This is a genomic window from Frigoribacterium sp. CFBP 8766 (genome assembly GCF_014841435.1).
Classification (GTDB): domain Bacteria; phylum Actinomycetota; class Actinomycetes; order Actinomycetales; family Microbacteriaceae; genus Frigoribacterium.
Window position 1 is genome coordinate 601,544 of record NZ_JACYTX010000002.1, and the last position, 24,636, is coordinate 626,179.

Annotated in this window: 21 protein-coding genes and 1 pseudogene; 4 read left to right on the forward strand and 18 right to left on the reverse strand. The window is 73.0% G+C overall.

Annotated features, from left to right (window positions below):
• Positions 1 to 34: 34 nt before the first annotated feature.
• The 8 genes from era to hrcA all read right to left on the reverse strand — a co-directional run bounded on the left by era (position 35) and on the right by hrcA (position 7,358).
• Positions 35 to 973, reverse strand: a complete 939-nt coding sequence (era, locus tag IFT90_RS08615) for a GTPase Era (protein WP_228506190.1) — start codon at positions 971 to 973, stop codon at positions 35 to 37.
• Positions 970 to 2,286: a hemolysin family protein gene (locus IFT90_RS08620; RefSeq protein ID WP_192042331.1), complete on the reverse strand. Its 1,317-nt coding sequence runs from the start codon at positions 2,284 to 2,286 to the stop codon at positions 970 to 972. Before IFT90_RS08620 ends, era begins: the two co-directional genes overlap by 4 nt.
• Before the next feature lie 7 nt (positions 2,287 to 2,293).
• Positions 2,294 to 2,755 carry an rRNA maturation RNase YbeY gene (gene ybeY / locus IFT90_RS08625; protein WP_192041828.1) on the reverse strand — a complete coding sequence of 154 codons (462 nt, stop codon included), beginning with the start codon at positions 2,753 to 2,755 and terminating at the stop codon, positions 2,294 to 2,296.
• The gene (locus tag IFT90_RS08630) at positions 2,752 to 3,882 is read right to left on the reverse strand and encodes a PhoH family protein (RefSeq protein WP_371812197.1); all 1,131 of its coding nucleotides are present in this window, start codon (positions 3,880 to 3,882) and stop codon (positions 2,752 to 2,754) included. Before IFT90_RS08630 ends, ybeY begins: the two co-directional genes overlap by 4 nt.
• Positions 3,872 to 4,276, reverse strand: a complete 405-nt coding sequence (locus IFT90_RS08635) for an HIT domain-containing protein (RefSeq protein WP_192041830.1) — start codon at positions 4,274 to 4,276, stop codon at positions 3,872 to 3,874. The genes IFT90_RS08630 and IFT90_RS08635 overlap by 11 nt, the downstream gene beginning before the upstream one ends.
• 97 nt (positions 4,277 to 4,373) lie before the next feature.
• A complete protein-coding gene (locus IFT90_RS08640) occupies positions 4,374 to 5,123 on the reverse strand; it encodes a 16S rRNA (uracil(1498)-N(3))-methyltransferase (protein WP_192041831.1) in 750 nt (249 codons plus the stop codon).
• A 2-nt stretch (positions 5,124 to 5,125) separates the two neighbouring features.
• Positions 5,126 to 6,241, reverse strand: a complete 1,116-nt coding sequence (dnaJ, locus tag IFT90_RS08645) for a molecular chaperone DnaJ (RefSeq protein WP_192041832.1) — start codon at positions 6,239 to 6,241, stop codon at positions 5,126 to 5,128.
• Positions 6,242 to 6,335: 94 nt separating this feature from the next.
• Positions 6,336 to 7,358: a heat-inducible transcriptional repressor HrcA gene (gene hrcA / locus IFT90_RS08650; protein ID WP_192041833.1), complete on the reverse strand. Its 1,023-nt coding sequence runs from the start codon at positions 7,356 to 7,358 to the stop codon at positions 6,336 to 6,338.
• Between the two features lie 255 nt (positions 7,359 to 7,613).
• On the opposite strand from hrcA, the gene IFT90_RS17530 reads away from it, so the two are divergent.
• Positions 7,614 to 8,126 (forward strand): DUF4870 domain-containing protein, encoded by a 513-nt coding sequence (locus IFT90_RS17530; protein WP_192041834.1) that lies wholly within the window; start codon positions 7,614 to 7,616, stop codon positions 8,124 to 8,126.
• 102 nt (positions 8,127 to 8,228) lie between these two features.
• Here the strand turns inward: IFT90_RS17530 and hemW are convergent, their stop codons facing one another.
• The 5 genes from hemW to IFT90_RS08680 form a co-directional block, all read right to left on the reverse strand.
• A complete protein-coding gene (hemW, locus tag IFT90_RS08660) occupies positions 8,229 to 9,455 on the reverse strand; it encodes a radical SAM family heme chaperone HemW (protein ID WP_192041835.1) in 1,227 nt (408 codons plus the stop codon).
• A 2-nt stretch (positions 9,456 to 9,457) separates the two neighbouring features.
• Positions 9,458 to 10,210 (reverse strand): DUF1990 family protein, encoded by a 753-nt coding sequence (locus IFT90_RS08665; protein WP_123546166.1) that lies wholly within the window; start codon positions 10,208 to 10,210, stop codon positions 9,458 to 9,460.
• A 3-nt stretch (positions 10,211 to 10,213) separates the two neighbouring features.
• Entirely contained in the window at positions 10,214 to 12,067 is a 1,854-nt protein-coding gene (gene lepA / locus IFT90_RS08670; protein ID WP_192041836.1) for a translation elongation factor 4, read from the reverse strand.
• Positions 12,068 to 12,260: 193 nt separating this feature from the next.
• On the reverse strand, positions 12,261 to 12,605 hold the full coding sequence (locus IFT90_RS08675; RefSeq protein WP_192041837.1) for a DUF4190 domain-containing protein: 345 nt from the start codon (positions 12,603 to 12,605) through the stop codon (positions 12,261 to 12,263).
• Between the two features lie 73 nt (positions 12,606 to 12,678).
• Complete coding sequence (locus tag IFT90_RS08680; RefSeq protein WP_133737626.1) at positions 12,679 to 13,824, reverse strand: pyridoxal phosphate-dependent aminotransferase; 1,146 nt, start codon at positions 13,822 to 13,824, stop codon at positions 12,679 to 12,681.
• Between the two features lie 302 nt (positions 13,825 to 14,126).
• On the opposite strand from IFT90_RS08680, the gene rpsT reads away from it, so the two are divergent.
• The gene (gene rpsT, locus IFT90_RS08685; protein ID WP_123546174.1) at positions 14,127 to 14,387 is read left to right on the forward strand and encodes a 30S ribosomal protein S20; all 261 of its coding nucleotides are present in this window, start codon (positions 14,127 to 14,129) and stop codon (positions 14,385 to 14,387) included.
• A gap of 115 nt (positions 14,388 to 14,502) precedes the next feature.
• Here the strand turns inward: rpsT and holA are convergent, their stop codons facing one another.
• The 5 genes and pseudogenes from holA to IFT90_RS08705 form a co-directional block, all read right to left on the reverse strand.
• Positions 14,503 to 15,537 (reverse strand): DNA polymerase III subunit delta, encoded by a 1,035-nt coding sequence (gene holA, locus IFT90_RS16885; protein ID WP_243833404.1) that lies wholly within the window; start codon positions 15,535 to 15,537, stop codon positions 14,503 to 14,505.
• A 693-nt stretch (positions 15,538 to 16,230) separates the two neighbouring features.
• Positions 16,231 to 18,177, reverse strand: a pseudogene (locus IFT90_RS17290) (ComEC/Rec2 family competence protein); the annotation flags it as partial.
• The gene (locus IFT90_RS08695; RefSeq protein WP_192041839.1) at positions 18,072 to 18,779 is read right to left on the reverse strand and encodes a helix-hairpin-helix domain-containing protein; all 708 of its coding nucleotides are present in this window, start codon (positions 18,777 to 18,779) and stop codon (positions 18,072 to 18,074) included. The gene IFT90_RS08695 and the pseudogene IFT90_RS17290, both read right to left, overlap by 106 nt.
• Before the next feature lie 97 nt (positions 18,780 to 18,876).
• Complete coding sequence (leuS, locus tag IFT90_RS08700) at positions 18,877 to 21,507, reverse strand: leucine--tRNA ligase (RefSeq protein ID WP_371740901.1); 2,631 nt, start codon at positions 21,505 to 21,507, stop codon at positions 18,877 to 18,879.
• 104 nt (positions 21,508 to 21,611) lie between these two features.
• Positions 21,612 to 23,036, reverse strand: a complete 1,425-nt coding sequence (locus IFT90_RS08705; RefSeq protein ID WP_192041840.1) for an anthranilate synthase component I family protein — start codon at positions 23,034 to 23,036, stop codon at positions 21,612 to 21,614.
• Between the two features lie 11 nt (positions 23,037 to 23,047).
• Here IFT90_RS08705 and IFT90_RS08710 point away from each other — a divergent pair, with 11 nt between their 5' ends.
• Complete coding sequence (locus IFT90_RS08710) at positions 23,048 to 23,884, forward strand: aminotransferase class IV (RefSeq protein ID WP_192041841.1); 837 nt, start codon at positions 23,048 to 23,050, stop codon at positions 23,882 to 23,884.
• 76 nt (positions 23,885 to 23,960) lie between these two features.
• Entirely contained in the window at positions 23,961 to 24,617 is a 657-nt protein-coding gene (locus IFT90_RS08715; RefSeq protein WP_192041842.1) for a VTT domain-containing protein, read from the forward strand.
• Positions 24,618 to 24,636: the final 19 nt, after the last annotated feature.

Sequence of the window (24,636 nt, forward strand, 5' to 3'; positions counted from 1 at the left end):
ATCATCCTGTGGAGGGACGGGCGCCCACCGAGGATCAGAAGCCCAGGCGGCCGAGCAGCTTCGGGTCGCGCTGCCAGTCCTTCGCGACCTTGACCCGGATCGACAGGAACACCTGGTGGCCGACGAGCGGCTCGATCTGTGCCCGTGCGCGCGCACCGACCTCGCGCAGCCTCGCGCCGCCCTTGCCGATGACGATGGCCTTCTGGCTGTCGCGCTCGACGAAGAGGTTCGCGTAGATCTCGAGGATGTCCTTGTCGTCGCGCTGGACCATGTCGTCGATGGTGACCGCGAGGGAGTGCGGGAGTTCGTCCTGCACGCCCTCGAGCGCCGCCTCCCGGATGTACTCGGAGACCCTGTCCTCGAGGACCTCCTCGGTCACGGCGTCGGCCGGGTAGAGCGCGGGCGAGAGCGGCATGAGCTTGATGAGCTCGTCGGCGAGGACGTCGAGCTGCACGTCGCCGAGGGCGGAGAGCGGGATGATCGCCTCCCAGTCGCGCAGCCGGCTCACCGCGAGCAGCTGCTCCGCCACGGCCGGCCGCGAGGTCGTGTCCGTCTTCGTGACGATCGCGACCTTCTTGGCCCGCGGGAACGCGTCGAGCTGTTCGTTGATGAACTTGTCGCCGGGACCGATCTTCTCGTCGGCCGGGATGCAGAGCCCGATCACGTCGACGTCGCCCAGGGTCGTCTGCACCACGTCGTTGAGGCGCTCGCCGAGCAAGGTGCGGGGCCGGTGCATGCCGGGGGTGTCCACGAGCACGAGCTGGCCCGCGGGGTGGTGCACGATCCCGCGGATGGCCCGCCGGGTCGTCTGGGGCTTCGAGGAGGTGATGGCCACCTTCTCGCCGACGAGCGCGTTCGTGAGGGTCGACTTCCCGACGTTCGGCCGCCCCACGAACGAGACGAAGCCCGCACGGTGGTCGGGGCCGGCGGTCGGCATGGGAGGCAGGACGGAGTCGTCGCCGGTGGTCGTCATGGTGCTTCTCTCGGGGAGGGGACGGGATCGGGGTCGGTGAAGGCCACCTGTGCGGAGACCAGGGCAGGGTCGCGCTCGACGAGGACCGTCTGGAGGTCGCGACGTCGCCCCTCCGTGCGGTCCGCCGTGAGCACGAGACCGGAGACGGTGACGGTCGACCCCTTCTCGGGCAGGCGCCCGAGCTGCTTCGTGAGGAGGCCGCCGACGGAGTCGACGTCGTCGTCGTCGAGCTCGATGCCGAAGAGGTCGCCGAGCTCGTCGACGGCCAGCCGTGCGCTGACGCGGTAGACCCCCGGGGAGATCTCCCGGTGCTCGGCGACGGTGCGGTCGTACTCGTCGCTGATGTCGCCGACCAGTTCTTCGATGAGGTCCTCGAGGGTGACGAGGCCGGCGATGCCGCCGTACTCGTCGACGACCATCGCGAGGTGGTTCTTGTCGAGCTGCATCTGCCGGAGCGCGTCGTCGGCCTTCTTCGACTCGGGCACGAAGACCGCGGGGCGTGCGAGGTCGGCCACCGCGGCGTCGTCGGCGCCGGCGTGCTCGTGGAGGCGCCGGGCGAGGTCGCGGAGGTAGACGACCCCGACCACGTCGTCGCTGTCGCGGCCGACCACCGGCACCCTCGAGACCCCGCGCCCCAGGAAGAGGCTCATGGCGGAGCGGACGGACGCCGTCGACTCGATGGTGACCATGTCGGTGCGGGGCACCATGACCTCGCGGACCACCGTGTCGCTGAACTCGAAGATCGAATGGATCAGCTCACGGTCGTCTTCTTCGAGGACGTCGAGCTCGGTGGCCTCGTCGACCATGCTGAGGAGTTGCTCCTCGGACGAGAACGACGCACTGCGGGGCCGGCCCGGCGTGACCCGGTTGCCGATCGCGACGAGGGCGTCGGCGAGCGGTCCGAGCACGACACGGAGGCCCCGGACGAGGCCCGCGGTCGCGACGACGAGGCCCCGGGCGTGCGCCCGGCCCACGCTGCGCGGGCTGGAGCCGACGAGCACGAACGACACGAGGGTCATGATCAACGCCGACAACAGCAGGGCGAGCCACCAGGGCTCGACCGTGAACGCGAACGAGAGCGAGACCAGGACCGCAGCGGACGTCTCGGCGACCACCCGCGTGAAGTTGACCGCGTTGACGTGGGCTCCGACGTCGGCGGCGACCGCGGACAACGAGGCGCTGCTGCGGGGCGACGACTCGGCTTCCTCGAGCAGGTCGCCCCGACTCAGCACCCCCAGCGCGGCGTCGACGGCCGCGAGCAGCCCCCCGAGGACGACGAGCACGACGGCCACGATGACGAACACGGTGACCATCACGGCGTCACCGTCTTTCGTCGGCGCCGGCGAACGCGGCGAGGATCTCGCGCTGGAGACCGAACATCTCGCGTTCGTCGTCGGGCTCGGCGTGGTCGAAGCCGAGGAGGTGCAGCACGCCGTGACAGGTCAGCAGCAGCATCTCGTCGAGGGGGCTGTGGCCCGCCGTGGCCGCCTGGGCGACCGCGACCTGCGGGCAGACCACGATGTCGCCGAGCAGGCCGGCCGGCGTGGGTTCGTCTTCCGTGCCGGGACGGAGCTCGTCCATCGGGAAGCTGAGCACGTCGGTGGGACCCGGCTCGTCCATCCACTGGACGTGCAGCTGCTCCATCGCCGCCTCGTCGACGAAGACGATCGCGAGCTCGGCCTCGGGGTGCACGTGCATCTGGTCGAGCGCGAAGGTCGCCAGGCGCTGGATCGCCGCCTCGTCGACCTCGAGGCCGGACTCGTTGTTGACCTCGATGCTCATCGGGTGCCTCTCTTCGGGAGCCGGTCTCGGCTCGCGGACGACCGTCGCTCGGCCCGGTTCGCACCGTCGCCGACCGGACCGGTCGACACGGAGGTGCTCGCCGCCTCCTGCCGTTCGGCCCGCTGGGCCTGCCGCTCGGCGTCGTAGGTCGTGTAGGCGTCGACGATCCGCCCGACGAGGGTGTGGCGGACCACGTCGTCGCTGGTCAGCCGGGCGAAGTGGATGTCGTCGATGTCGTCGAGGACACGGGTGACGAGCTGGAGGCCGCTGGCCCCGGTGGGCAGGTCGACCTGCGTGACGTCACCGGTGACGACCATCCGCGAGCCGAACCCGAGACGCGTGAGGAACATCTTCATCTGCTCGGGCGTCGTGTTCTGCGCCTCGTCGAGCACCACGAACGCGTCGTTCAGCGTCCGGCCGCGCATGTACGCCAGGGGCGCCACCTCGACGGTGCCCGCCGCCAGCAGCTTCGGCACGATCTCCGGGTCCATCATCTCGTTCAGCGCGTCGTAGAGCGGGCGCAGGTACGGGTCGATCTTGTCGGTCAGCGTGCCGGGCAGGAAGCCGAGCCGTTCGCCGGCCTCGACCGCGGGGCGCGTGAGGATGATGCGCTGCACCTCGCGGCGCTGCAGGGCCTGGACGGCCTTCGCCATCGCCAGGTAGGTCTTGCCCGTGCCTGCGGGGCCGATGCCGAACGTGATCGTGTGCTGGTCGATGGCGTCGACGTACTGCTTCTGCCCGAGGGTCTTCGCGCGCACGGCCTTGCCGCGGCTCGAGACGATGGGCTGGCCGAACACGTCGGACGGTGCCGCCGCCCCCGAGTCGAGCAGCTTCGCAGACGTCTCGACCTCGGCCGGCGCGAGGTCGTGGCCTCCGCGGACGAGCCCGACGAGCTCGTCGACGAGCACCCGGGCCCGGCTCACGGACGCGGTCGGGCCCTCGAGGGCGACCTCGTTGCCCCGGACGAGCACGCGCACGTCGGGGTACTGCTTCTCGACGGTGCGCAGCAGGCGGTCCTGGGGACCGAGCAGCTGGACCATGGCGACACCGTCGACGGTGAGGTCGACGCGCGTGGTGCCCTCGCCTGCGGGCTGAGGGTCGGTGGAGCGGGTCTCGCTAGTGGGCAAGGGAGCCTTCCTCGAGGGGGCCTGCGAGCACATGGGCGTGCACGTGGAACACGGTCTGGCCGGCGGAGGCGCCGGTGTTGAAGATCAGTCGGAACTCGCCCGTGCCGCCCGAGACCGCCACGACCTCGTCGCCGACGAGTGCCGGGTCGGAGGCGAGCGCCGAGGCCGTCGACACGACGTGGGCGAGCAGGGCCGGATCGGCGGCCGCGAGCTCGACGACGTCGCGGTGACGCGAGGTCTTGGGCACGACGAGCACGTGGAACGGTGCCTGGGGCGCGATGTCGCGGAAGGCGATCACCGAGTCGTCCTCGAAGACCACGTCGGCCGGGATCTCGCGCGAGATGATGCGGCTGAAGACCGACGACTCGGTCGGTGCTGGCTCTGGCTCGGACATGCGTCCCATGGTAGTCGCGGCCGCCGACACGGCCCCCACCAGCGGCACGGCCCTCAGCGCCGGCACGGCGCCACGGCCCCCGCCGGCGGCCCGGCGCTTACCAGCGCCCCAGCCGCACGCTCAGCACCGCGAGGGCGGCGGGCCCCGCCGTCGAGGTGCGCAGCACGGCGTCGCCGAGCCGAACCGGCACGGCACCCGCGCTCGCGAGCAGCTCGAGCTCCGTGGGCGAGATGCCGCCCTCGGGGCCGACCACCACCAGGACCGACGACGGCGCGCCTCCCCCGCCCTCGACGACGACGTCGGAGAGCGCCCGCTCGGCGCTCGGCTCGAGCACGAGGACGAGCGCCCTGTCGTCCGCGGCCCGTGCCGCGACCTGCTTCGTCGTCGACAGCTCGGAGACCACGGGAGCCCACGGCCGGATCGCCTGCTTCGTCGCCTCCCGCGTGATGGAGCGCCACCGGGCCGTGCCCTTCGCCACCTTGGCGCCCTCCCAGCGCGAGACGCTGCGGGCGGCCGACCACGGCACGACCTCGTCGACGCCCAGCTCGGTCGCGGCCTGGACGGCGAGCTCGTCGCGGTCGCCCTTGGCCAGCGCCTGGACGAGCACGAGCCGGGTCCCCGGCCGCTCGACCCGGGCCACCTCGGCGGCGACCAGCGTGAGCCGCGAGTCCGTCGCCTCGACGACCTCGCCCCGCACGGACGTGCCGCGCCCGTCGCCGAGGGCGAGTGCCTCGCCGACACGGACCCGGCTGACCGTGACCGCGTGCCGCGCCTCCTGCCCCTCGACCACGACAGTGCTCCCGACGGACGCGTCCGTCAGGTCGTCGACCAGGTAGAAGTGGGCCACGATCAGAAGTGCAGGAACCGGTCGCGGAGCTTGCCGAACAGGCCCTGCTGGAACTGCGAGAGCTCGGGCGCCGCCGAGCGGCGTCCGGCCGCGAACTTCTCGATGAGCTCTCGCTCCTTGTGGCTGAGCTTTGTCGGCGTCACCACCTGGATGCCGATCTTCAGGTCGCCGCGCCCGGTGCCGCGGAGCTTCGTGATGCCCCGGTCGCGGATCGTGATGACGTCGGCGCTCTGGGTGCCGGCCTTGAGCTCGATCTCGACCTCGCCGTCGAGCGCGTGCAGGGTCGTCTCGGTGCCCAGGATGGCGTCGGCCATCTGGACCTCGAGGGTCGCGAGCAGGTCGTCGCCGTCGCGGCTGTAGATGTCGTGGTGGCGCACCTTGACCTCGAGGTAGAGGTCGCCGTTGGGCCCGCCGGCCTGGCCGACCTCGCCCTGGCTCGGCAGCTGCAGCCGGATGCCCGTGTCGACGCCCGCGGGGATGTCGATCGGGATCGTGCGGCGCGCGCGCACCCGGCCCTGGCCCTGGCAGGTCGGGCACGGGTTCGGGATGACGGTGCCGTAGCCGCGGCAGGTGCCGCAGGGGCTCGACGTCATGACGTTGCCGAGCAGCGACCGGACGGTCCGCTGGATCTGGCCGGAGCCGTGGCAGATGTCGCAGGTCTGGGGCGAGGTGCCGGGCGCGCAGCACGACCCGTTGCAGGTCTCGCAGAGCACGGCCGTGTCGACCTCGATGTCGCGGGTCGTGCCGAAGACGATCTCCTCGAGGTCGACCTCGAGGCGCAGCAGGGCGTCCTGGCCGCGCTCGCGACGCGATCGCGGGCCCTGTCGCTGACCCCCGCCTCCTCCGCCTCCGAAGAACGCGTCGAAGATGTCGCCGAAGCCCGCCGCGCCGCCGCCCCCGCCGCCGAACCCGGCCTGCGGGCCGAGGTCGTAGCGCTCGCGCTGCTGCGGGTCGCTCAGCACGTCGTAGGCGTGCGTGACGTCCTTGAAGCGCTCGGAGGCCTCGGGGCTGGGGTTGACGTCCGGGTGCAGCTCGCGTGCGAGCCTGCGGTACGCCTTCTTGATCTCGTCGGGCGTCGCCGACCGGTCGACTCCGAGCACGTCGTAATGATCTGCCACTTGTTCTCGTCTGCCTCTGGTGTCTGGGGGTGGTCTCGTGGGGGCTGGTCAGGGGGCGCGGCGCGGTCGCGCAGGGCCGGGGAGGTGCGGGTCGTCAGCGCTCGGAGAGCAGCGACGACAGATAACGGGCCACCGCACGCACGGCGGCCATGTTGGTCGAGTAGTCCATGCGCATCGGGCCGAGCACGCCGAGGCGCGCGACCTCGCTGCCCGTCGAGGTGTACCCGCTCGCCAGCACGGACGCCTGGGAGAGGCCGAAGGAGGCGTTCTCTCGTCCGATGCTCGCGGCCACGTCGACCGCGTCGAGCTGCATCTCGCCGAAGAGGCGCAGCAGGGCCACCTGCTGCTCGATCGCCTCGAGGACGGGGTAGAGGTCGCCGCTGAAGTCGTCGCCGGTGCGCACGAGGTTGGCCGCGCCGGCCATCACGAGGCGTTCCTGACGCCCGGCGGCGAGCTGCTCGACCAGGCTGGCGACGACGACGCCGACCACGACGGCCTGCTCGGGGCGGAAGCCCTCGTGCAGGTCGCCGAGCAGCGCGGCGGCCGCGCTCAGCTCGGTGCCGCCCACCGCCGCGTTGAGCGCCCGGCGGAGCTCGGCGAGGAACTCGTCGTCGACGACGACGGGCAGCTCGACGAGCCGCTGCTCGACCTGCCCCGTGTCGGTGATGAGCACGGTCATGACACGCCGCTCGGCGAGGCTGACCAGCTCGACGTGCCGCACGCGCGCCCGCGAGAACGAGGGGTACTGCACGAGCGCCACCTGGTTCGTCAGCTGGGACAGGAGGCGGACCGTGCGGCCGAGGACCTCGTCGAGGTCGGCCGAGTCGCCGAGGAACGTCTCGATCGCCTGCCGCTGCGCGGTGGTCAGCGGACGCAGGTCGGCGAGGTGGTTGACGAAGAGGCGGTAGCCCTTGTCGGTCGGCACCCGACCAGAGGAGGTGTGGGGCGCCGCGATCAGCTCTTCTTCTTCGAGGAGCGCCATGTCGTTGCGGATCGTGGCGGCCGAGACGCCGAAGTGGTGCCGCTCGACGATCGACTTCGAGCCCACGGGCTCGCGGGACGCGACGTAGTCGTGCACGATGACGCGCAGCACCTCGAGACCACGTTCCGAGACCACGACGCACCTCCCTCTCGCACGGCCGGCGGCGGGGCACGTCACGACGACGACCCGAGCTCGCTGGCACTCGTCCTGCCAGACTGCCAATCCTACGTCACGCGGCCCGCGAGGCCTACTCGACCCGCACCTCCTGCCCTATGCTCGCCGTGACGCCCGCCGGACCACCTCGTCCGGCCGGGCGGCCAGCACCGACCACCCGCGACGCGCCCGTTCGCCTCGACCCGGTCGGGCCCACGACGACGAACAGGTGAGCAGATGACCGACACCCCTCCCTCCCAGCCGAACGACCCGCAGGGCTCCGGCTGGGGCCAGCAGCCCGGTCAGGGCCAGCCCGGCCACGGGCAGCAGCCCGGTCAGCCCGGCCCGCAGCAGCCCGGCTACGGCCAGCAGCCCGGCTACGGCCAGCAGCCCGGCTACGGCGCCCCGCAGCCGCCTCAGCCCCTGCGCCCCGAGGACGAGAAGCTCTGGGCCACGCTGATCCACGTCGGCGGCATCCTGCTCAGCTTCGTCGCGCCCCTGGTCGGCTACCTCGTACTCAAGGACCGCGGCCCGTTCGTCCGCGAGCACAGCCGCGTCGCGCTGAACTTCCAGCTGACCGTGCTCATCGCGTACCTCGTCGGAGGCGCCACGTCGTTCCTCGGCATCGGCCTCGTGATAACGCTCGTCGCGGGCATCCTCGTGATCGTCTTCGGCATCATCGCCGCCCTGGCGGCCAACCGGGGCGAGTACTACAAGTACCCGCTGAGCATCGAGTTCATCAAGGCGTAGCCCGCCGGCACGCCCGTCGAGGCGCGTCTCCCGTCTGGGAGGCGCGCCTCGCGTCGTCTCGGCAGGACGTCGCCCCACGAGCGTGCCCCGGGCAGGTCGGACTCAGACCGGGAGCAGCCGGCGGACCACGGCGTCGGCCATGAGTCGCCCCGTGCGCGTGAGGACGACCCGACCGGCCAGCGCCTCGCGCCCCTCGACCCAGCCGTCCGCGATCAGCCCGGCGACGGCCGCACGGCCCTCGGGATCGAGGTCGGAGGTGGGCAGGCCCTCGCGCATCCGGACGGCGAGCAGCACCCGCTCGACCCGACGCGTCTCGGCGTCGAGGGTCTCGCGGCCGGCTCCGGGCGACTCCCCCGCGGCCATGCGCTGGCCGTAGGCGGCCGGGTGCTTCACGTTCCACCAGCGGACCCCGCCGACGTGGCTGTGCGCGCCCGGGCCGACGCCCCACCAGTCGTGGCCCTGCCAGTACGACAGGTTGTGGCGGGAACGGTGCTGCTCGTCCCGCGCCCAGTTGCTCACCTCGTACCAGCCGTAGCCCGCGGCGGCGAGCCGGTCGTCGGCGAGCTCGTACATGTCGGCGGCGGTGTCGTCGTCGGGCTGGGCCACCTCGCCACGGCGGATCTGCCGGGCGAGCTTCGTGCCGTCCTCGACGATGAGCGAGTACGCGGACAGGTGGTCGGGCTCCTGCTCGAGGGCGACGTCGAGCGACCGGGACCAGTCGTCGAGCGTCTCGCCGGGCGTGCCGTAGATGAGGTCGAGGCTGACGTCGAGCCCGGCGTCGCGCGCCCAGCGCACGACGAGCGGCACGCGCTGGGGGTCGTGCGTCCGCTCGAGGGTCGCGAGCACGCTCGGCACCGCGGACTGCATGCCGAAGCTGACGCGCGTGAAGCCGGCGGCCGCCAGCGCCTCGAGGTACTCCGCGTCGACCGAGTCGGGGTTCGCCTCCGTCGTCACCTCGGCGCCGTCGACCAGCCCCCAGGTGTCGACGACCGACGAGAGCATCGCGGCGAGGTCGGAGTGCGGCAGCATCGTGGGCGTGCCGCCGCCGAAGAAGACGGTCGAGACCGGACGAGGAGGCAGCCCGGCACCCTCGAGGACGCGACCGGCGAGGCGCACCTCGTCCACCGCCTCCTGCGCGTAGTCGTCACGCCGGGCCCCGCGCAGCTCGTCGCCCGTGTAGGTGTTGAAGTCGCAGTAGCCGCAGCGGACCCGGCAGAAGGGCACGTGCAGGTACACGCCGAAGTTGCGGTCGGCGACGCCGTCGACCACCGAGGTCGGCAGCGAGCCGTCGACGGGGGCAGGGTCGCCGAGGGGAAGGGCTCCGGGCACCGTCAGTCGCCCGACCGGCGCGAGCCGGGCTCGCGGATCTCGTCGTCGTGGGCTGCCTCGGCGGCGGCCTCGAGGTCGACGTCGGCCTCGGCGGGGACGTCGGGCTCGCTGAGGCTGAGGGCACGCAGGTAGCGACGCGTGTACATCGCCTGCTGGCGGCGCATGAAGGGCTCGACGAGCTTCCAGCGCCAGGTGCTCGGGCGGGAGAACGAACGGATCGACAGCCAGACGGAGCCGTCGTCGGTCTGGTCGACGACCCAGCTCTCCTCGCCGCTCTCCGGGTGGCCGTCGAGCGTGCCGTAGGCGAAGCCCTTGCGCCTCGGCTCGTCGACGACGTAGACGACCCGGACGGGCGCCTGCACGCTGCGGCCGTAGGCCGAGATGGACAGGGTCGCCGTCGTGCCCGCGGTGAGGAACGGCGTGCCGTCCGGCGCGAAGCGGGACTCGTCGCGGCCCTGCTCCCAGTGCGCCGGGTCGACGGGGACGCCGTCGTCGTCGAAGGTGACGGGGTGGTAGCCGCCCTCCTCGACGGGCGGCACCGAGTCGACGTGGACCTCGATGCCGCTGCGCTCCTGGATCTTCCAGGTCATCGTGGCGATCCACGCCGCCTCGAAGCGGGCGTCGCCGTGGCCGACCCTGGTGCGGTACTCGGCGGGGCGGAAGCCCTTCGGCGGGTACTGCATCAGGTCGGGCGCCTGCGTCGCCCCGACCTCGCCGTAGGTCGTGTGGGTCTCGGCGTGGGTCGAGCGGCGCATCGGCTACTTCTTCTCTTTCTTCGCCTCGGTGTCGCCGCTCAGGGCGGCGATGAACGCCTCCTGGGGCACCTCGACGCGACCGATGGTCTTCATGCGCTTCTTGCCCTCCTTCTGCTTCTCGAGCAGCTTGCGCTTGCGGCTGATGTCGCCGCCGTAGCACTTCGCGAGGACGTCCTTGCGCATGGCACGGATGCTCTCGCGCGCGATGATCCGGGCGCCGATGGCGGCCTGGATCGGGACCTCGAACTGCTGTCGCGGGATGAGCTCACGGAGGCGACCGGTCATGAGGACCCCGTACGCGTACGCCTTGTCGCGGTGGACGATCGCGCTGAACGCGTCGACCTGCTCGCCCTGGAGCAGGATGTCGACCTTGACGAGGTCGGCCTCCTGGTCGCCGATGGGCTCGTAGTCGAGGCTCGCGTAGCCGGCCGTCTTCGACTTGAGGCTGTCGAAGAAGTCGAACACGATCTCGCCGAGGGGCATCGCGTACCGGATCTCGACCCGGTCCTCGCCGAGGTACTCCATGCCGAGCAGGGCGCCCCGGCGCTGCTGGCAGAGCTCCATGATCACGCCGACGTAGTCCTTCGGGGCGAGGATCGCCGCCTTGACCATCGGCTCGCTCACGCTGGCGATCTTGCCGCCGGGGAACTCGCTCGGGTTCGTGACGGTCACCGTCTGCTTGTCGTCGGTCGTGACCTCGTAGACGACGCTCGGCGCCGTGGTGATGAGGTCGAGGCCGAACTCGCGCTCGAGGCGCTCGGTGATGATCTCGAGGTGCAGCAGCCCGAGGAACCCGCAGCGGAACCCGAAGCCGAGGGCGACGCTGGTCTCGGGCTCGTAGACGAGGGCCGCGTCGGACAGCTTGAGCTTGTCGAGGGCCTCGCGAAGGTCGGGGTAGTCGCTGCCGTCGATCGGGTACAGGCCCGAGTAGACCATCGGGAGGGGCTCGACGTAGCCGGCCAGCGCCTCCGTCGCGGGTTTCGCGGAGGTCGTCACGGTGTCGCCGACCTTCGAGAGCCGGACGTCTTTCACACCGGTGATCAGGTAGCCGACCTCGCCGACCGAGAGGCCCTGGCTCGGCGTCGGCTCGGGGGACGAGACGCCGATCTCGAGGATCTCGTGCGTCGACTTCGTCGACATCATCTGCACCTTCTCGCGCGGGTGCAGGGTGCCGTCGATCATGCGGATGTAGGTCACGACGCCGCGGTAGCTGTCGTAGACCGAGTCGAAGATCATCGCGCGCGGCGAGGCGTCGAAGTCGCCGGTGGGCGACGGGATGCGGTCGACGACGCGGTCGAGCAGCTCGGTGACGCCGATGCCCGTCTTGCCGCTGACGCGCAGGACGTCGGCGGGGTCGCCCCCGATGAGGCTCGCGAGCTCGGCCGCGTACTTCTCCGGCTCGGCCGCCGGCAGGTCGATCTTGTTGAGGACCGGGATGATCTCGAGGTCGTTCTCGAGCGCCAGGTAGAGGTTCGCCAGCGTCTGGGCCTCGATGCCCTGCGCCGCGTCGACGAGGAGGATCGCGCCCTCGCACGCCGCGAGCGACCGGCTGACCTCGTAGCTGAAGTCGACGTGGCCGGGCGTGTCGATCATGTTGAGGGCGAAGGTCTGGCCGTCGCGCTCCCAGGGCATGCGCACGGCCTGGCTCTTGATCGTGATGCCGCGCTCGCGCTCGATGTCCATGCGGTCGAGGTACTGGGCACGCATCGCCCTGTCCTCGACGACGCCGGTGATGCCCAGCATGCGATCGGCGAGCGTCGACTTGCCGTGGTCGATGTGCGCGATGATGCAGAAGTTGCGGATGTGCTCGGGCGCGGTCTTCGCCGGCTCGAGTGCACGGGTTGCTAGGGGGCTCACACGGTCCTCAGGGGGTGGCGGGCGGTTGTCGCCTCGATTCTCCCACGTCGCGCTCGGGAACCGTGTCGGCAACTCCTGCTGTGCGCGCTGCACCGTCGCCGTGACGGCGCTGCCGGCGGCTCCCGGCGCACCCGTCAGGAGTTGCCGACACGGGCGCGGACCCACAGAGCAGGCGTCAGCTGACGAGCAGGCGTCAGCCGAAGTACTGGAACAGGCCGAGCAGTCCGATCGGCACCGCGGCGAGCAGGCCGACCACGAGGAGGACCACGCTGCCGAGCAGCATCACCCCCGACGAGATGATGCCGATCAGCGCCAACGTGCGGCCCTCGGGCTCGCGTCGGCGACCGAGGACGCCCAGGACGACGCCGACGATCGGCACGACGAAGGTGAAGCTCAGCGCCACCGACGCGATCCCGAGCACGAGGCTCGTGAGGCTCAGCGGCGAGTGCAGGCCGCCGGCCGCCGCGGGGGCGACAGGGGCCGCAGGGGCCGCGGTGGGCGCGGCGACGGTCGGGGTGGTCGGTGCGGTGTTCGTCATGCCTCGAGCCTACGAAGGAGGCGCAGCCCGCCTGAAGGGGGCAGACCCCCGGATCGAGGCGGGGGCGTCCCCGTCAGGCGCCGGGTGCGGGGAGGGCCCGGAGCCCGCGCTCGATCACCTCGGGAGCCGCGGCCAGGCAGATGCGGATCCAGCCCTCGCCGGACCGGCCGAAGGCGCTGCCCGGCGCGACGGCGACCCGTCGCTCGAGCAGGAAGCGCTCGGCCCAGCCGGCGACGTCGCCCTGCGACGCGTGGCTCACGTCGATCCAGAGGTAGAAGGCGCCCTGCGGGTCGAGGTGGGCGATGCCGCGCTCCGCGAGCAGCGCCGTGGCGAGCTCGAGGTTCTGGCGGTAGTGCTCCCGGGCCTCGGACACCGGCCCGTGGTCGCCGGTGACGGCGGCGAGGGCCGCGTGCTGGTCGGGCTCGGCGACGCAGCTGATCATCGCCTCCTGGACCGTCCGCATCGTCGGGGCGAGGCCACGCGGCGTCACCAGGTAGCCGACGCGCACGCCGGTCATGGCGTAGGTCTTGCTCAGGGAGAACGCGCTGAAGACGCGGTCGTCGGCGTCGAGGGAGGCGATGCTCACGTGCGGCGTCCCGTAGGTGAAGTACTCGTAGACCTCGTCGCTGATCACCCAGAGGTCGTGTCGGGCGGCCAGGTCGAGCAGCCCCTGCAGCACCTCGCGCGGCCAGACCACCCCGAGGGGGTTGGACGGCGAGTTGACGACGACCGCTCGGGTGCGGTCCGTGACGGCCGCCTCCAGCTGGTCGAGGTCGGGCAGGAAGCCGTGGCCGGGCGAGAGCGCGTACGGCACGGGGACGGCGTCGAGCATGTGCGCGTTCATCGAGAACGTCGTGTAGCCGGGGTCGGGCACGAGCACCTCGTCGCCCGACGAGAGGACGAGCCCCATGGCCTGGTGGAGCGCCTGGGTGGCCCCGACCGTGACCCAGACCTGCTCCACGTCGACGTGCAGGTCGTTCTCGCGCGCCAGCTTCGCCACGAGGGCCTCGCGGAGGGGCGCGATGCCGCCGTTCGGCGTGTAGCCGGTGCGGTCCTCCGACCAGGCGCGGCGGGCCGCGTCGCCGACGTGGTGCGGCACGGGCACGTCGGGCTCGCCGATGACCAGCATCGCGACGTCGTCCAGGCCGGCGGCGAGCTCGAAGACCCTGCGGATCCCGGAGGCGGGGACGGACGCGATGTGCGGGGCGAGCGACGGCATGACGGCACCGTACTACGGGCGACACGCCCTCCCGCCGGGTCACCACCGCCCCTCGGGGACGCCCTATCATTGAGAGTCGGGCGACGTGCTGGTAACGTTGCCTGTTGGCTTGCGCGGAACGTCTGACGTGACGGATCGCGAACGCAGCCGAGAGCCGCTCCGGTGGCACCACCGGCGGCAGTCCGGGGAGAGCGCGTCTCCTCCCGGTCGGCTCGCAGCACCACCTCACAGAACCGTCCCCCGGGCACGGCGCCGCATCCTGGTGCCGACAGCCCCGACACACGAAACAGGAAGTAGCGAACGTGGCGAACATCAAGTCGCAGATCAAGCGCATCGGCACCAACAAGAAGGCCCAGGACCGCAACAAGGCCGTCAAGAGCGAGCTGAAGACCGCCGTCCGCGCCGCGCGCGAGGCCATCGTCGCCGGTGACAAGGACAAGGCGACCGCGTCCCTGGCCCTCGCCTCGAAGAAGCTCGACAAGGCCGCCAGCAAGGGCGTCATCCACAAGAACCAGGCCGCGAACCGCAAGTCGTCGATCGCGAAGCAGGTCGGCGCTCTCTGAGCCTGACTCCCTGAGCGCATCGCGCTCGCCGCGAAGGGCCCCGTCTCGACCGAGACGGGGCCCTTCGCGTTCCCCGAGGACGTCAGGAAGACGGACCCGCGAGCCGGGCAGCCGGTCAGCGCCCGACGGCACCCCGCGTCGCCACGGTCGTGACCATCCGCTCGAGCGCGTAGATCGCGTCGCGCTGCGCGCCCTTGACCGCGGCGTCCGTCTCGGCGAGCAGCTCGATGCACCGGCCCAGGCCGTCCTCGCTCCAGCCACGGACGTCGCGCTGGGCCCGCTCGACCTGCCACGGCGCCATGCCGAGGCGCGACGCGAGCTGGCCGGACGGGCCGTAGACGCCCTGCACCTTCGCCATGGTGCGGATCTTCATCGCGAAGGCCGCCACGACGGGGACCGGGTCGGCACCCGACGAGAGGGCGTGCCGCAGGAGCACGAGCGCCTCGCCCTGGCGCCCCGCGATCGCTGCGTCCGCGACCTTGAAGGCGTTCGTCTCGACCCTGCCGGCGTAGTACTTCTCGACCGTCGCCTCCGTGATCTCGTCCGCCGCGTCGGAGATCAGCTGCTGGCAGGCGCTGGCGAGCTCGGCGAGGTCGTCGGAGAACGCCGTCACGAGCGCGCGGAGTGCGCCGCTCGACACACGTCGACGCGCCGACCGGAACTCGCCCGCGGCGAAGTCGTGCTTCTCCGTGTCCTTCTTGAGCTCGGCACAGACGACCTCGACGCCGCCGCCGACGCCCGCGCGGATCGTGTCGAGCAGCTTCTTGCCGCGCACGCCCCCGCCGTGCCGCAGCACGAGGTAGGTGTCGTCGGCCGGCGACTCGAGGTACCGGAGCGTCTCGGTGAGGAACGCATCGGTGCACTTCTCGACCGACACCACGCGCAGGAGGCGCGGCTCGGCGAACAGGGACGGGCTCGCGAGCGTGATGAGCTCGCCGGGCTGGTAGTGGTCGGCCTCGAGGTCGTGGACCTCGAGGCTCGGGTCCTCGGCGACGAGCTGGTCGCGGAGCTGCCGGACGGCACGCTCGGCGAGGAACTGCTCGGGCCCGCTCACGAGGACGACCGGCGCGGGGCGGATCGCGTGCCAGGGGACCTGGTCGACGGCGACGCTCGCCTTCTTCGTCGTCTTGCCGGTGGTTCTCGCGGCCACGGTCCTCCTCGGTCGAGGACGCCTCGGGCGTCCGGCTCCCAGCGTAACGGCCTCCCCCGACGCCGCCGGTGCCCAGGCCCCCGAGGCCCCCGCGGCCGACGGGTCGGCGGACGGCGCGTGGGCCGCGACGGCGTGTCGGCGCCAGAGCCGCACGTCGCCCACGTCGTCGACGACGACCGCGGCGTCGCCGTCGAGATCGGTCCTCGTGACCTCGGCGCCCGCCTCCTCGACCATGTCGAGAGCCTCTCGTCGCGGGTGCCCGTAGCCGTTGTCGGCACCGACCCCGACGAGCCCGACCGAGGCCCGGGCGGCCGCGTAGAGACCCGCGTGCTGGTCGGCGGATCCGTGGTGGGACACCTTCACGACGTCGACGCCCGAGAGGGCCTCGCCCGACGACGAGAGGAGGCGGCGCTGCGGGGCCTCGCCGAGGTCGCCGAGGTCGAGGAGCGACAGGCAGCCCGTCCGGCAGCCGGGCAGGGGCCGCCACAGGGTGACGACGCTCGCGTCGTTGCCCGCCGCGTCCGCCCGGACCGGCCAGAGCACGGACCAGCCGAGCTCGCCGAGGACTCCCCCCACGCCGGCCGCGACCCCGACGACCTCCGCACCGCCGCCGGCCAGGTCGTCGACGACACGCTCGTCGTCGGGGCTCGCGGTCGGCCCGACCAGGGCACGGCCGACTCGACCCGTGACCACGTCGACGGCTCCGACGTGGTCCGCGTCGAAGTGCGTGAGCACGAGGAGGTCGATCCGGTCGACCCCGAACCGGCGGAGGCAGCCGCCGAGCGCGGCCTCGTCGTCGCCCACGTCGACGAGGGCCACCTGGCCGGCGCTCCGGACGAGGACCGCGTCGCCCTGCCCGACGTCGCACTGCGCGATCGCCCAGTCGGCAGGGACGGCGCTGCGCTCCCCCGTGCGGACGCCCACGACCGCGCCCGCGCCCACCACGAGCGCACCCGTGAGCAGGACGACGACGACCCGCCGCAGCCGCCCGCCCGACCGGGCGAGCACCGCCCCGGCGACGAGGACGGTCAGTGCCGCCAGGAGCACGACGCCCCTCGGCCCGCCGAGCCACTCCACCCGGGCGAACGGCCAGGACGCCACGGAGCGGGCCACCGCGCCGATCCACGTGGCCGGCACCCACGCGGCCCGGGCGACGAGCTCGGCGAAGTCCGGCGCCCAGGAGGCGGTGACGCACACGACGAGGCCGCCCACGGTCGCCAGGGGTGCCGCGGGCTCGGCCAGCACGTTCGCGACGACGCCGTGCACGGCCACCCGGGGGTCGAGGAGCAGCAGCACCGGCTGGCACGCGAGCTGCGCGGCGACGGGCACGGCCAGCACGGCCGCCACCGGGCGCGGCAGGAAACGGGCTAGCGCGTCGGCGAGGGGCGCCGCGAGCAGCACGAGACCCGCCGTGGCGAGCACCGACAGGGCGAAGCCGAGGTCGCGGGCCAGCCAGGGGTCGACGAGGAGCAGGCCCGAGACCGCCAGCGAGACGACGGGCAGTCCCGACACGGGCCGACCCGCCGCGAGGTGGCCGAGCACGACCAGGGCCATGACCGAGGCGCGGACGATGCTGGGCTCGGGGGTGACGAGCGCGAGGAACGCGAGGAGCAGGACCGCCGCGAGCAGGAGGCGCGCCAGCCGCGGTGCTCCCAGGGCCCCGCCCACGAGCACGACGAGGGCGACGAGGACGGCGCAGTTCGACCCGGAGACGGCGGTCAGGTGCGACAGCGAGGACGCCTTCATGGCCTCGTCGAGCTCGTCGTCGACGGCGGACGTGTCGCCGACGGCGAGCCCGGGAAGGAGGCTGCCGCCGTCGCCCGGCAGCTCCGAAGTCACGTCGCGGAAGTCGGAGCGCACCGAGTCGGCGAGGCCCGCCGCCCCGGACGGCGGCGCCCCGGGGACGACCTGGCCGCGCACGGCCGCGACGAAGGCGACGTCGTCGCCCGGCTCGACCGGGAGGACCGAGACGCGGGCGGACACCTCCTGCCCCACCTCGACCGTCGCCCCCTCCACGACCCGCGGCCCGAGGAGGAGGAACGACGCCCGGCCGCGCCACACGACCACGTCGGCCACGACGACCTCGCGCACCGTCACCTGCACGGCTCGTGTGCCCGCCGCCACCCGGCCCGTCGCCGTGCCGTGCAGCTCGGCGGAGTGGCCCGACAGGGCGACGAGCTCCTCCGGGTAGCGCACGTGCTGCCGTGCGGCCGCACCCGCCAGCACCAGTCCCGCGACGAGGGCCACGAGCGCGACCAGTGCGGCAGCGGGGACGGCGCGGGACCCCGTCGACCCCGAGGTCGGCTGCCCGCCTGACGCCCACGCCGACGGCGACGGCGCGCCCGACGCCGAGGGCCGGGCGCGTCGATCCCGTCGTCCGGCCCCGACGGCGACGAGCAAGGCCGCAGCCCCGACGAGGAGGAGCAGGACGCTCACCACGACGTGCAGGTCGGGCCTCGGCAGGACCGCGACGAGCACGGCCCACGACGAGCCCGCCGGCGCCGCCCAGCGCACGTCGACCTGCGTCGCCGCCCTCACACGGTGACCAGGGGGCTGAGCTTGGCGAGGGTCTTCTCCCCGATGCCGCTGACGCCCAGCAGGTCGTCCACCGACCGGAACGCGCCGTTCTGCCGCCGCCACTCGAGGATCGCCGCCGAGGTCGCGGGCCCTACCCCGGGGAGCGTCTCGAGCGCGGCGGCGTCGGCCGAGTTGAGGTCGACGAGAGCTGCCCCCGGCCCGGACGCGCCGCCGCCCACCGCGGAGCCCGCACCCGCCCCCGCGCCCGCGCCGGCCCCGCTGCCGGGCCCGGCCGCGGCCGTCTCTCCCACCGCCGGCACGTACAGCTGCTCGCCGTCGACGAGGGGCCGGGCCAGGTTGACCGCCCCCTGCTCGGCGTCGTCGGCGAAGCCCCCCGCGGCCGCGACGACGTCGACGACGCGTGCCCCCGAGGCGAGCTCGTAGAGACCCGGCAGCGCGACCCTGCCGTGCACGTGCACGAAGACGGGCGAGCCGGGTGCCCCGGGCGCCCCCGACGAGTCGGCCGCCCCGGACGGAGCGTCGGCGGGCGTCGGTCGCGACGTGATCGCGGTCTCGCCCGCGCCTCCTCGGGTCGCCGCCGCCGAGATCGCGACGGTGACCGCGAGCACCGCCAGGACGAGCACGACCACGGCCCCGACGCCGAGGCGCCAGCGCGGCCCACGGGGGGCCGCCGGATCGGGCGCGGAGCGGAAGTCGACGACCATCCCCCGACCGTAGGAGGAGCGGCACAGCACCCGCAGACGACGACGGCCGCCCTGGGGAACCAGGACGGCCGGTCGGCGACGGGGAGGAGCGAGTCGGCTACTTCACCGCGATGGCGACGAGGCGCGGCGCCCGCACGACGACGTTCACGATCTGCTTGTCGCCGACCGCGCGCTGCACCGCGGCGGAGTCGCGGGCCAGGGCCTCGAGCTCGTCGGACCCGATCTTGGGCGAGACCTCGAGACGGTCGCGGACCTTGCCGTTCACCTGCACGACGGCCGTGACGCTGGTCTCGACGAGCAGGGTCGGGTCGGCCCGGCGCCAGCCGAAGTGGGCGACGCCGACGCCGTCGTAGCCGAGCAGCTCCCACATCTCCGACGCGGTGTAGGGCGCGAAGAGCGAGAGCCCGAGGGCGACCGTCTCCGTCGCCTCGCGGACCGCGGGGTCGGCGGCGCCGGCGCCGCTGTCGATCGTCTTCCGGACGGCGTTGACGAGCTCCATCAGGCGGGCGACGACGACGTTGTACTTGAACGCCTCGCTGAGCCCGGGGGCCTCGGCGAGGAACCGGTGGGTGACCCGCCGCAGCGCCTGGTCGCCCTCGGCCCACACCACGTCGCGCGGGCTGTCGACGTCGGTCGCCAGCCGGAACGCCCGGGCGAGGAACTTCGCGGACCCGGCCGGCGAGACGTCGGCCCAGTCGATGTCGTCCTCGGGCGGGCCGGCGAACGCCATCGTCAGGCGGATCGCGTCGACGCCGTGCTTCGCGATCTCGTCGGACAGGCTGACGACGTTGCCCTTGCTCTTGCTCATCTTCGCGCCGTCCTGCAGCACCATGCCCTGGTTCAGCAGCGCGCTGAACGGCTCGGTGAAGTCGACGTGGCCGAGGTCGAAGAGCACCTTGGTGATGAAGCGCGCGTAGAGCAGGTGGAGGATCGCGTGCTCGACACCGCCCACGTACTGGTCGACGGGGGCCCACTTGCTCGCCTGGGCCGGGTCGAACGCCCTCTCAGAATCGGTCGGGTCGAGGAACCGCAGGAAGTACCACGAGCTGTCGACGAAGGTGTCCATCGTGTCGGCGTCGCGGCGCGCGGGCGAGCCGTCGCGCGGGTCGGGCACGTTCACCCAGTCGGTCGCGGCGCCCAGGGGCGAGCTGCCCTTGGGCTTCAGGTCGAGGCCCTCGGTCGACGGCAGCAGCACGGGCAGCTGGTCGACGGGCACGGGCACCTCGACGCCGTCGGCGCCGTGGACGATCGGGATGGGCGTGCCCCAGAAGCGCTGACGCGAGATCAGCCAGTCGCGGAGGCGGTAGGTCTTCGCGGCCTTGCCGGAACCCGACTGCTCGAGCAGCTCGACCACGCGCTTGATCGCGTTCGACTTGCTCAGGCCGGTGAGCGGCCCCGAGTTCATCAGCCGACCCTCGCCGGTCAGGGCGACGCCGGTCGACGCCGGGTCGAGGTCGGGCAGGTCGTCGGGCAGGATCGCCTGGCCGTCCTCGTCCAGCTGCAGCTTGGGGATGACGCCCGTGACGGGCGCGTTGGTGTCGACGACGACGCGGACCGGCAGGTCGTACTTGCGGGCGAAGTCGAGGTCGCGCTGGTCGTGCGCGGGCACGGCCATGACGGCGCCGTGGCCGTAGTCGGCGAGCACGTAGTCCGCGGCCCAGACGGGCATCGGGTCGCCCGTGACCGGGTTCACCGCGACGCGCCCGAGGGGCACGCCGGTCTTCGGACGCTCGCTCGACTGGCGCTCGATCTCGGTCGCCTTCTGCACCTCGACCAGGTAGGAGGCGAAGGTCTCCTTCACGTCGTCGGTCGCGTCGGCGACGAGCTCGGCCGCGAGGTCGGAGTCGGGCGCGACGACCATGAAGGTGGCGCCCCAGAGCGTGTCGGGACGGGTCGTGAAGACCGTGACCCGCTCCTCCCTGCCCTCGATCTCGAAGTGCACGTCGGCACCGATCGACCGGCCGATCCAGTTGCGCTGCATGTTCAGCACCTTGGTCGGCCAGTGGCCCTCGAGCTGGTTGAGGTCGTCGAGCAGGCGGTCGGCGTAGTCGGTGATCTTGAAGTACCACTGCGTCAGCTTCTTCTTGACGACGACGGCGCCCGAGCGGTCGGACGTGCCGTCGGCGAGGACCTGCTCGTTCGCGAGCACGGTCTGGTCGACCGGGTCCCAGTTGACCCAGCTGTCCTTGCGGTAGGCGAGGCCCTTGTCGTACATCTGCAGGAACAACCACTGGTTCCACTTGTAGTACTCGGGGTCGCTCGTGTGCAGCACGCGGTCCCAGTCGAACGACGGCGCGTAGAGCTTCATGCTCTGCTTCTGCTGCTCGATGTTCGCGTAGGTCCACTCGCGGGGGTCGACCCCGCGCTTGATGGCGGCGTTCTCGGCGGGCAGGCCGAAGCTGTCCCAGCCGATCGGGTGCAGCACGTTGAAGCCCTGCTGGCGCCAGTAGCGCGTGACCATGTCGCCGAGCGCGTACTGCTCGGCGTGCCCCATGTGCAGGTCGCCCGACGGGTACGGGAACATGTCGAGGATGTACTTGCGCGGCCGCACGTCGTCCGGGTCGACGGCGAAGGGCTTCGCCTCCTCCCAGATCGCCTGCCACTTGTGCTGCAGGCGGGCGGGGTCGTAGGCGCGCTCCGTCTCGCCCTCGGCGGGGGCCGGGGTCTCGGACGCCGGGGTGGTGGACGCCTGGTCGGCGGACGGTGTCGTGTCGTGCTCGTGGGCCACGGGACTCTCAATCGCTGCGGTGGGGAGGCGGACGGCCCGAGGGCGCCCTGAGGGGCGCACGCGCGGGGCGGTCCGTCGTCCAGGGTAGCGGGCAGACCGTCTCGTCAGGGCACGGGACGCGTCGGCAGTGCGGGAGCCGAGGAGTCGCCCTCCGCGACCGCGTCGAGGGCGCGCAGCAGGGCGGCCGACTTCAGCCGCACCTCCTCGAGCTCGACGGACGGCACCGACGACGCGGTGATGCCTCCCCCGGCGCCGACGCTCGCGCGGCCGGGCCGTCGCGACGTCGCGCGCTCGACGACGATCGACCGGATGGCCATGGCGAGCGAGGCGGAGCCGTCCAGGCCGAGGTGCCCCACGACGCCCGAGTAGACGCCGCGAGGCCGCCCCTCCCACGCCGCGAGGAGCTGCACGGCCCGGCGCTTCGGCGCGCCGGTCATCGAGCCGGCGGGGAAGGCCGTCTCCACGACGTCGAGGGCGGTGAGCCCCGGAGCCAGGACGGCCGTGACCGTGCTCACCAGCTGGTGCACGTGGCGGTAGGACCGCACGGCGAACAGCTCGGCCACCGCGACGGTGCCGGGCGCCGCGACGCGGGTGAGGTCGTTGCGCACGAGGTCGACGATCATCAGGTTCTCGGCGAGCTCCTTCTCGTCGGCGCCGAGCTCGGCGGCGGCGCGGGCGTCGAGCGCCGCGTCCGCCGACCGCGGGCGGGTCCCCTTGATCGGGGCCGACGAGACCGCCCCGTCCGCGTCGACCCGGAGGAACGACTCGGGCGACGCCCCGAGCACCGACGTGGCCCCGATCCGGACGAAGCAGGCGTGCGGGGCCGGAGAGGACCGGCGCAGCCTCCGGTACACGGCCAGGTCGTCCACGTCGCCCTCGACCGTGGTCGTCGTCGTGAGGCAGAGCACGTAGGCGTCTCCCGCCGTGATGGCCTGCTGGCAGCGCTCGACGAGCGCGAGGTAGGCGTCGTCGTCGTGCTGACGCACGACGGGGCGTGACGGCGCCGTGGGCTCGGACGGGTGCCCGGGGTCGCCCTCGGGGACGTCGGGCCAGGCCGCTGCGACGGCCGACAGCCAGCGGTCGTCGCCCAGGACCACCGCCTCCACCGTCCTGTCACCGTGGTCGAAGACCAGCGCGTGGTCGGTCAGCAGCAGCGCGAGGTCGGCGGGGACGTCGGGGTCGAGCGCGAGCCCGGCCGTGACCGAGGGAGGCGCGCCCCGGCCCACGCCGACGGTCGCGTCCCGGTCGAGGAGCCAGGTCCCGACGCCGTAGCCGAGCCAGCCGGCGGGTCCGAGCGGATCGGCGTCGCCTCGGGCATCGGCGAGGACGGCCCGGAGCTCGCTCCACGCGACGGCCAGGTCGTCGGGGCCCGTCGCCGTCAGCGCGGGGCCCCAGGCGACGACCGAGCGCCCCGACGAGGCACCGCGGCCCGCGTCGGTCCAGACGACGTCCCCGCTGCGGGCGAGGGCGAGCACGACGGCCTCCGGGTCGCGCCACGAGAGCGGACGACGGTGGACCGGGAGACGCATACCCTGAGTGTATGAGCCCCGGCGAGACCCTCCTGTGGCGCGGGGGCGAGCTCGCGTCGTCGCCCGCGGAGTCGACGGGACCGACGGCCTCCACGGCGGACCCGCCCACGGCGTCGACCCCCGACGTGCTCGTCGCCGACTCGTGGCTCGTGCTCGACGGCGCCGTCCGCGCCCTCGACGTGCACCGCGACCGCTTCACGTCGTCCGTGGCGGCAACGGGCCTGGTCGCCGACGACGACGCCGAGGCCTTCTGGGGCGCGGTCGTCGACCGCCTGCCGCGGGACGGCGCCTGGTTCCCCCGCGTCGAGCTGGTCCGCGGCGCCGCCGCCGGGGCACCTGAGCTGCGCGCTCGACTGCGGACCGCTCCGGACCGCACGAGATCGGTGCGGGTGGCGACCGCGGCCCACGACCCCCGCACGTCGCCCCTCGTCAAGGGCCCCGACCTGGCCGCCCTCGGCGACCTGCGAACGGAGGCCGCTTCTCGGGGAGCGGAGGAGGCGGTGATCCTCTCCCCCGAGGGCCACGTCGTCGAGGGCGCGTGGAGCTCACTGGTCTGGTGGCGCGGCGACTCCCTCTGCACGCCGGCCGACGACCTGCCCCGCCTGCCCGGGGTGACCTCGCGCACCGTGCTCACCCTCGCGGCCGTGCTCGGCGTCGACGTGCTGCACGACCGGACGGCGCCGGCGGAGCTCGACGGCGCCGAGATCTGGTCGCTCAGCGCGCTGCACGGCGTCCGCATCGTCTCAGGGTGGGTCGACGGCCCTTCTCCGGCGGAGCAGCCGGGGCGGCTCGCCACGTGGCAGGCCCGTCTCGACGCCCTGCGCCGCCCCCTCCCGGCGAGGTCCTGACCGGCCTGGGAGACGAGGGGACTCACGACCTGCGGGACCAGGGGGCTCCCGGCCGGCGGTGAATAGGATCGGCCGGGTGGACGACGTGCTGACAGGACTCCTCGACCTCGTGCAGTCGGTCGACCCGCTCCTCCGGACCCTGCTCGCCGGGCTCGCGATGGTCCTGGAGACGAGCGTGCTGCTCGGGCTGCTCGTGCCCGGGGACACCGTGGCCGTGGTCTCCGCGACCGCGGTGGTCGGCCCGGTCGAGTTCGTCTCGCTCGTCGTCGCCCTCGTGCTCGGCGCCCTCACCGGCGAGAGCATCGGCTTCGCGCTCGGGCGGCACTTCGGCCCGGCGATCCGGCGCAGCCGTCTCGGCCGGCGCCTCGGCGAGCACAACTGGGTCAGGGCCGAGAACTACCTCGCCCGACGCGGCGGCATCGCCGTCTTCGTGTCGCGCTTCCTGCCCGTGCTGCACTCGCTCATCCCCCTGACCGTGGGCACGAGCCCGATGCGCTACCGCACCTTCCTGGCCTGGACGACGCCGGCCTGCCTCCTCTGGGCGACGGCGTACGTGTCGGTGGGCGCGGCCGCCGCCGGCAGCTACCGCGAGCTCGCCGACCGGCTGCACGGCGCCGGCTACGTCTTCGTCGGCATCGTGGTCGCCTTCGCCGTGGTGGTGCTGCTCGTCAAGCGGCTCGTGCACCGGCGCGAGGAGAAGCACATGGCGCACCCGGACGACGACGCCGTCTGACGACGGAGGGGCCGGCACG

What these genes read in the sequence shown, in the direction of transcription:
- IFT90_RS08695 (WP_192041839.1), bottom strand. Translation starts at nt 18,779, where the DNA reads ATGGTCGTCGACTTCCGCTCCGCGCCCGATCCGGCGGCCCCCCGTGGG.
- IFT90_RS08680 (WP_133737626.1), bottom strand. Translation starts at nt 13,824, where the DNA reads ATGCCGTCGCTCGCCCCGCACATCGCGTCCGTCCCCGCCTCCGGGATC.
- IFT90_RS08675 (WP_192041837.1), bottom strand. Translation starts at nt 12,605, where the DNA reads ATGACGAACACCGCACCGACCACCCCGACCGTCGCCGCGCCCACCGCG.
- IFT90_RS17530 (WP_192041834.1), top strand. Translation starts at nt 7,614, where the DNA reads ATGACCGACACCCCTCCCTCCCAGCCGAACGACCCGCAGGGCTCCGGC.
- IFT90_RS08620 (WP_192042331.1), bottom strand. Translation starts at nt 2,286, where the DNA reads ATGGTCACCGTGTTCGTCATCGTGGCCGTCGTGCTCGTCGTCCTCGGG.
- IFT90_RS08665 (WP_123546166.1), bottom strand. Translation starts at nt 10,210, where the DNA reads ATGCGCCGCTCGACCCACGCCGAGACCCACACGACCTACGGCGAGGTC.
- ybeY (WP_192041828.1), bottom strand. Translation starts at nt 2,755, where the DNA reads ATGAGCATCGAGGTCAACAACGAGTCCGGCCTCGAGGTCGACGAGGCG.
- IFT90_RS08710 (WP_192041841.1), top strand. Translation starts at nt 23,048, where the DNA reads ATGAGCCCCGGCGAGACCCTCCTGTGGCGCGGGGGCGAGCTCGCGTCG.
- IFT90_RS08705 (WP_192041840.1), bottom strand. Translation starts at nt 23,036, where the DNA reads ATGCGTCTCCCGGTCCACCGTCGTCCGCTCTCGTGGCGCGACCCGGAG.
- IFT90_RS08635 (WP_192041830.1), bottom strand. Translation starts at nt 4,276, where the DNA reads ATGTCCGAGCCAGAGCCAGCACCGACCGAGTCGTCGGTCTTCAGCCGC.
- era (WP_228506190.1), bottom strand. Translation starts at nt 973, where the DNA reads ATGACGACCACCGGCGACGACTCCGTCCTGCCTCCCATGCCGACCGCC.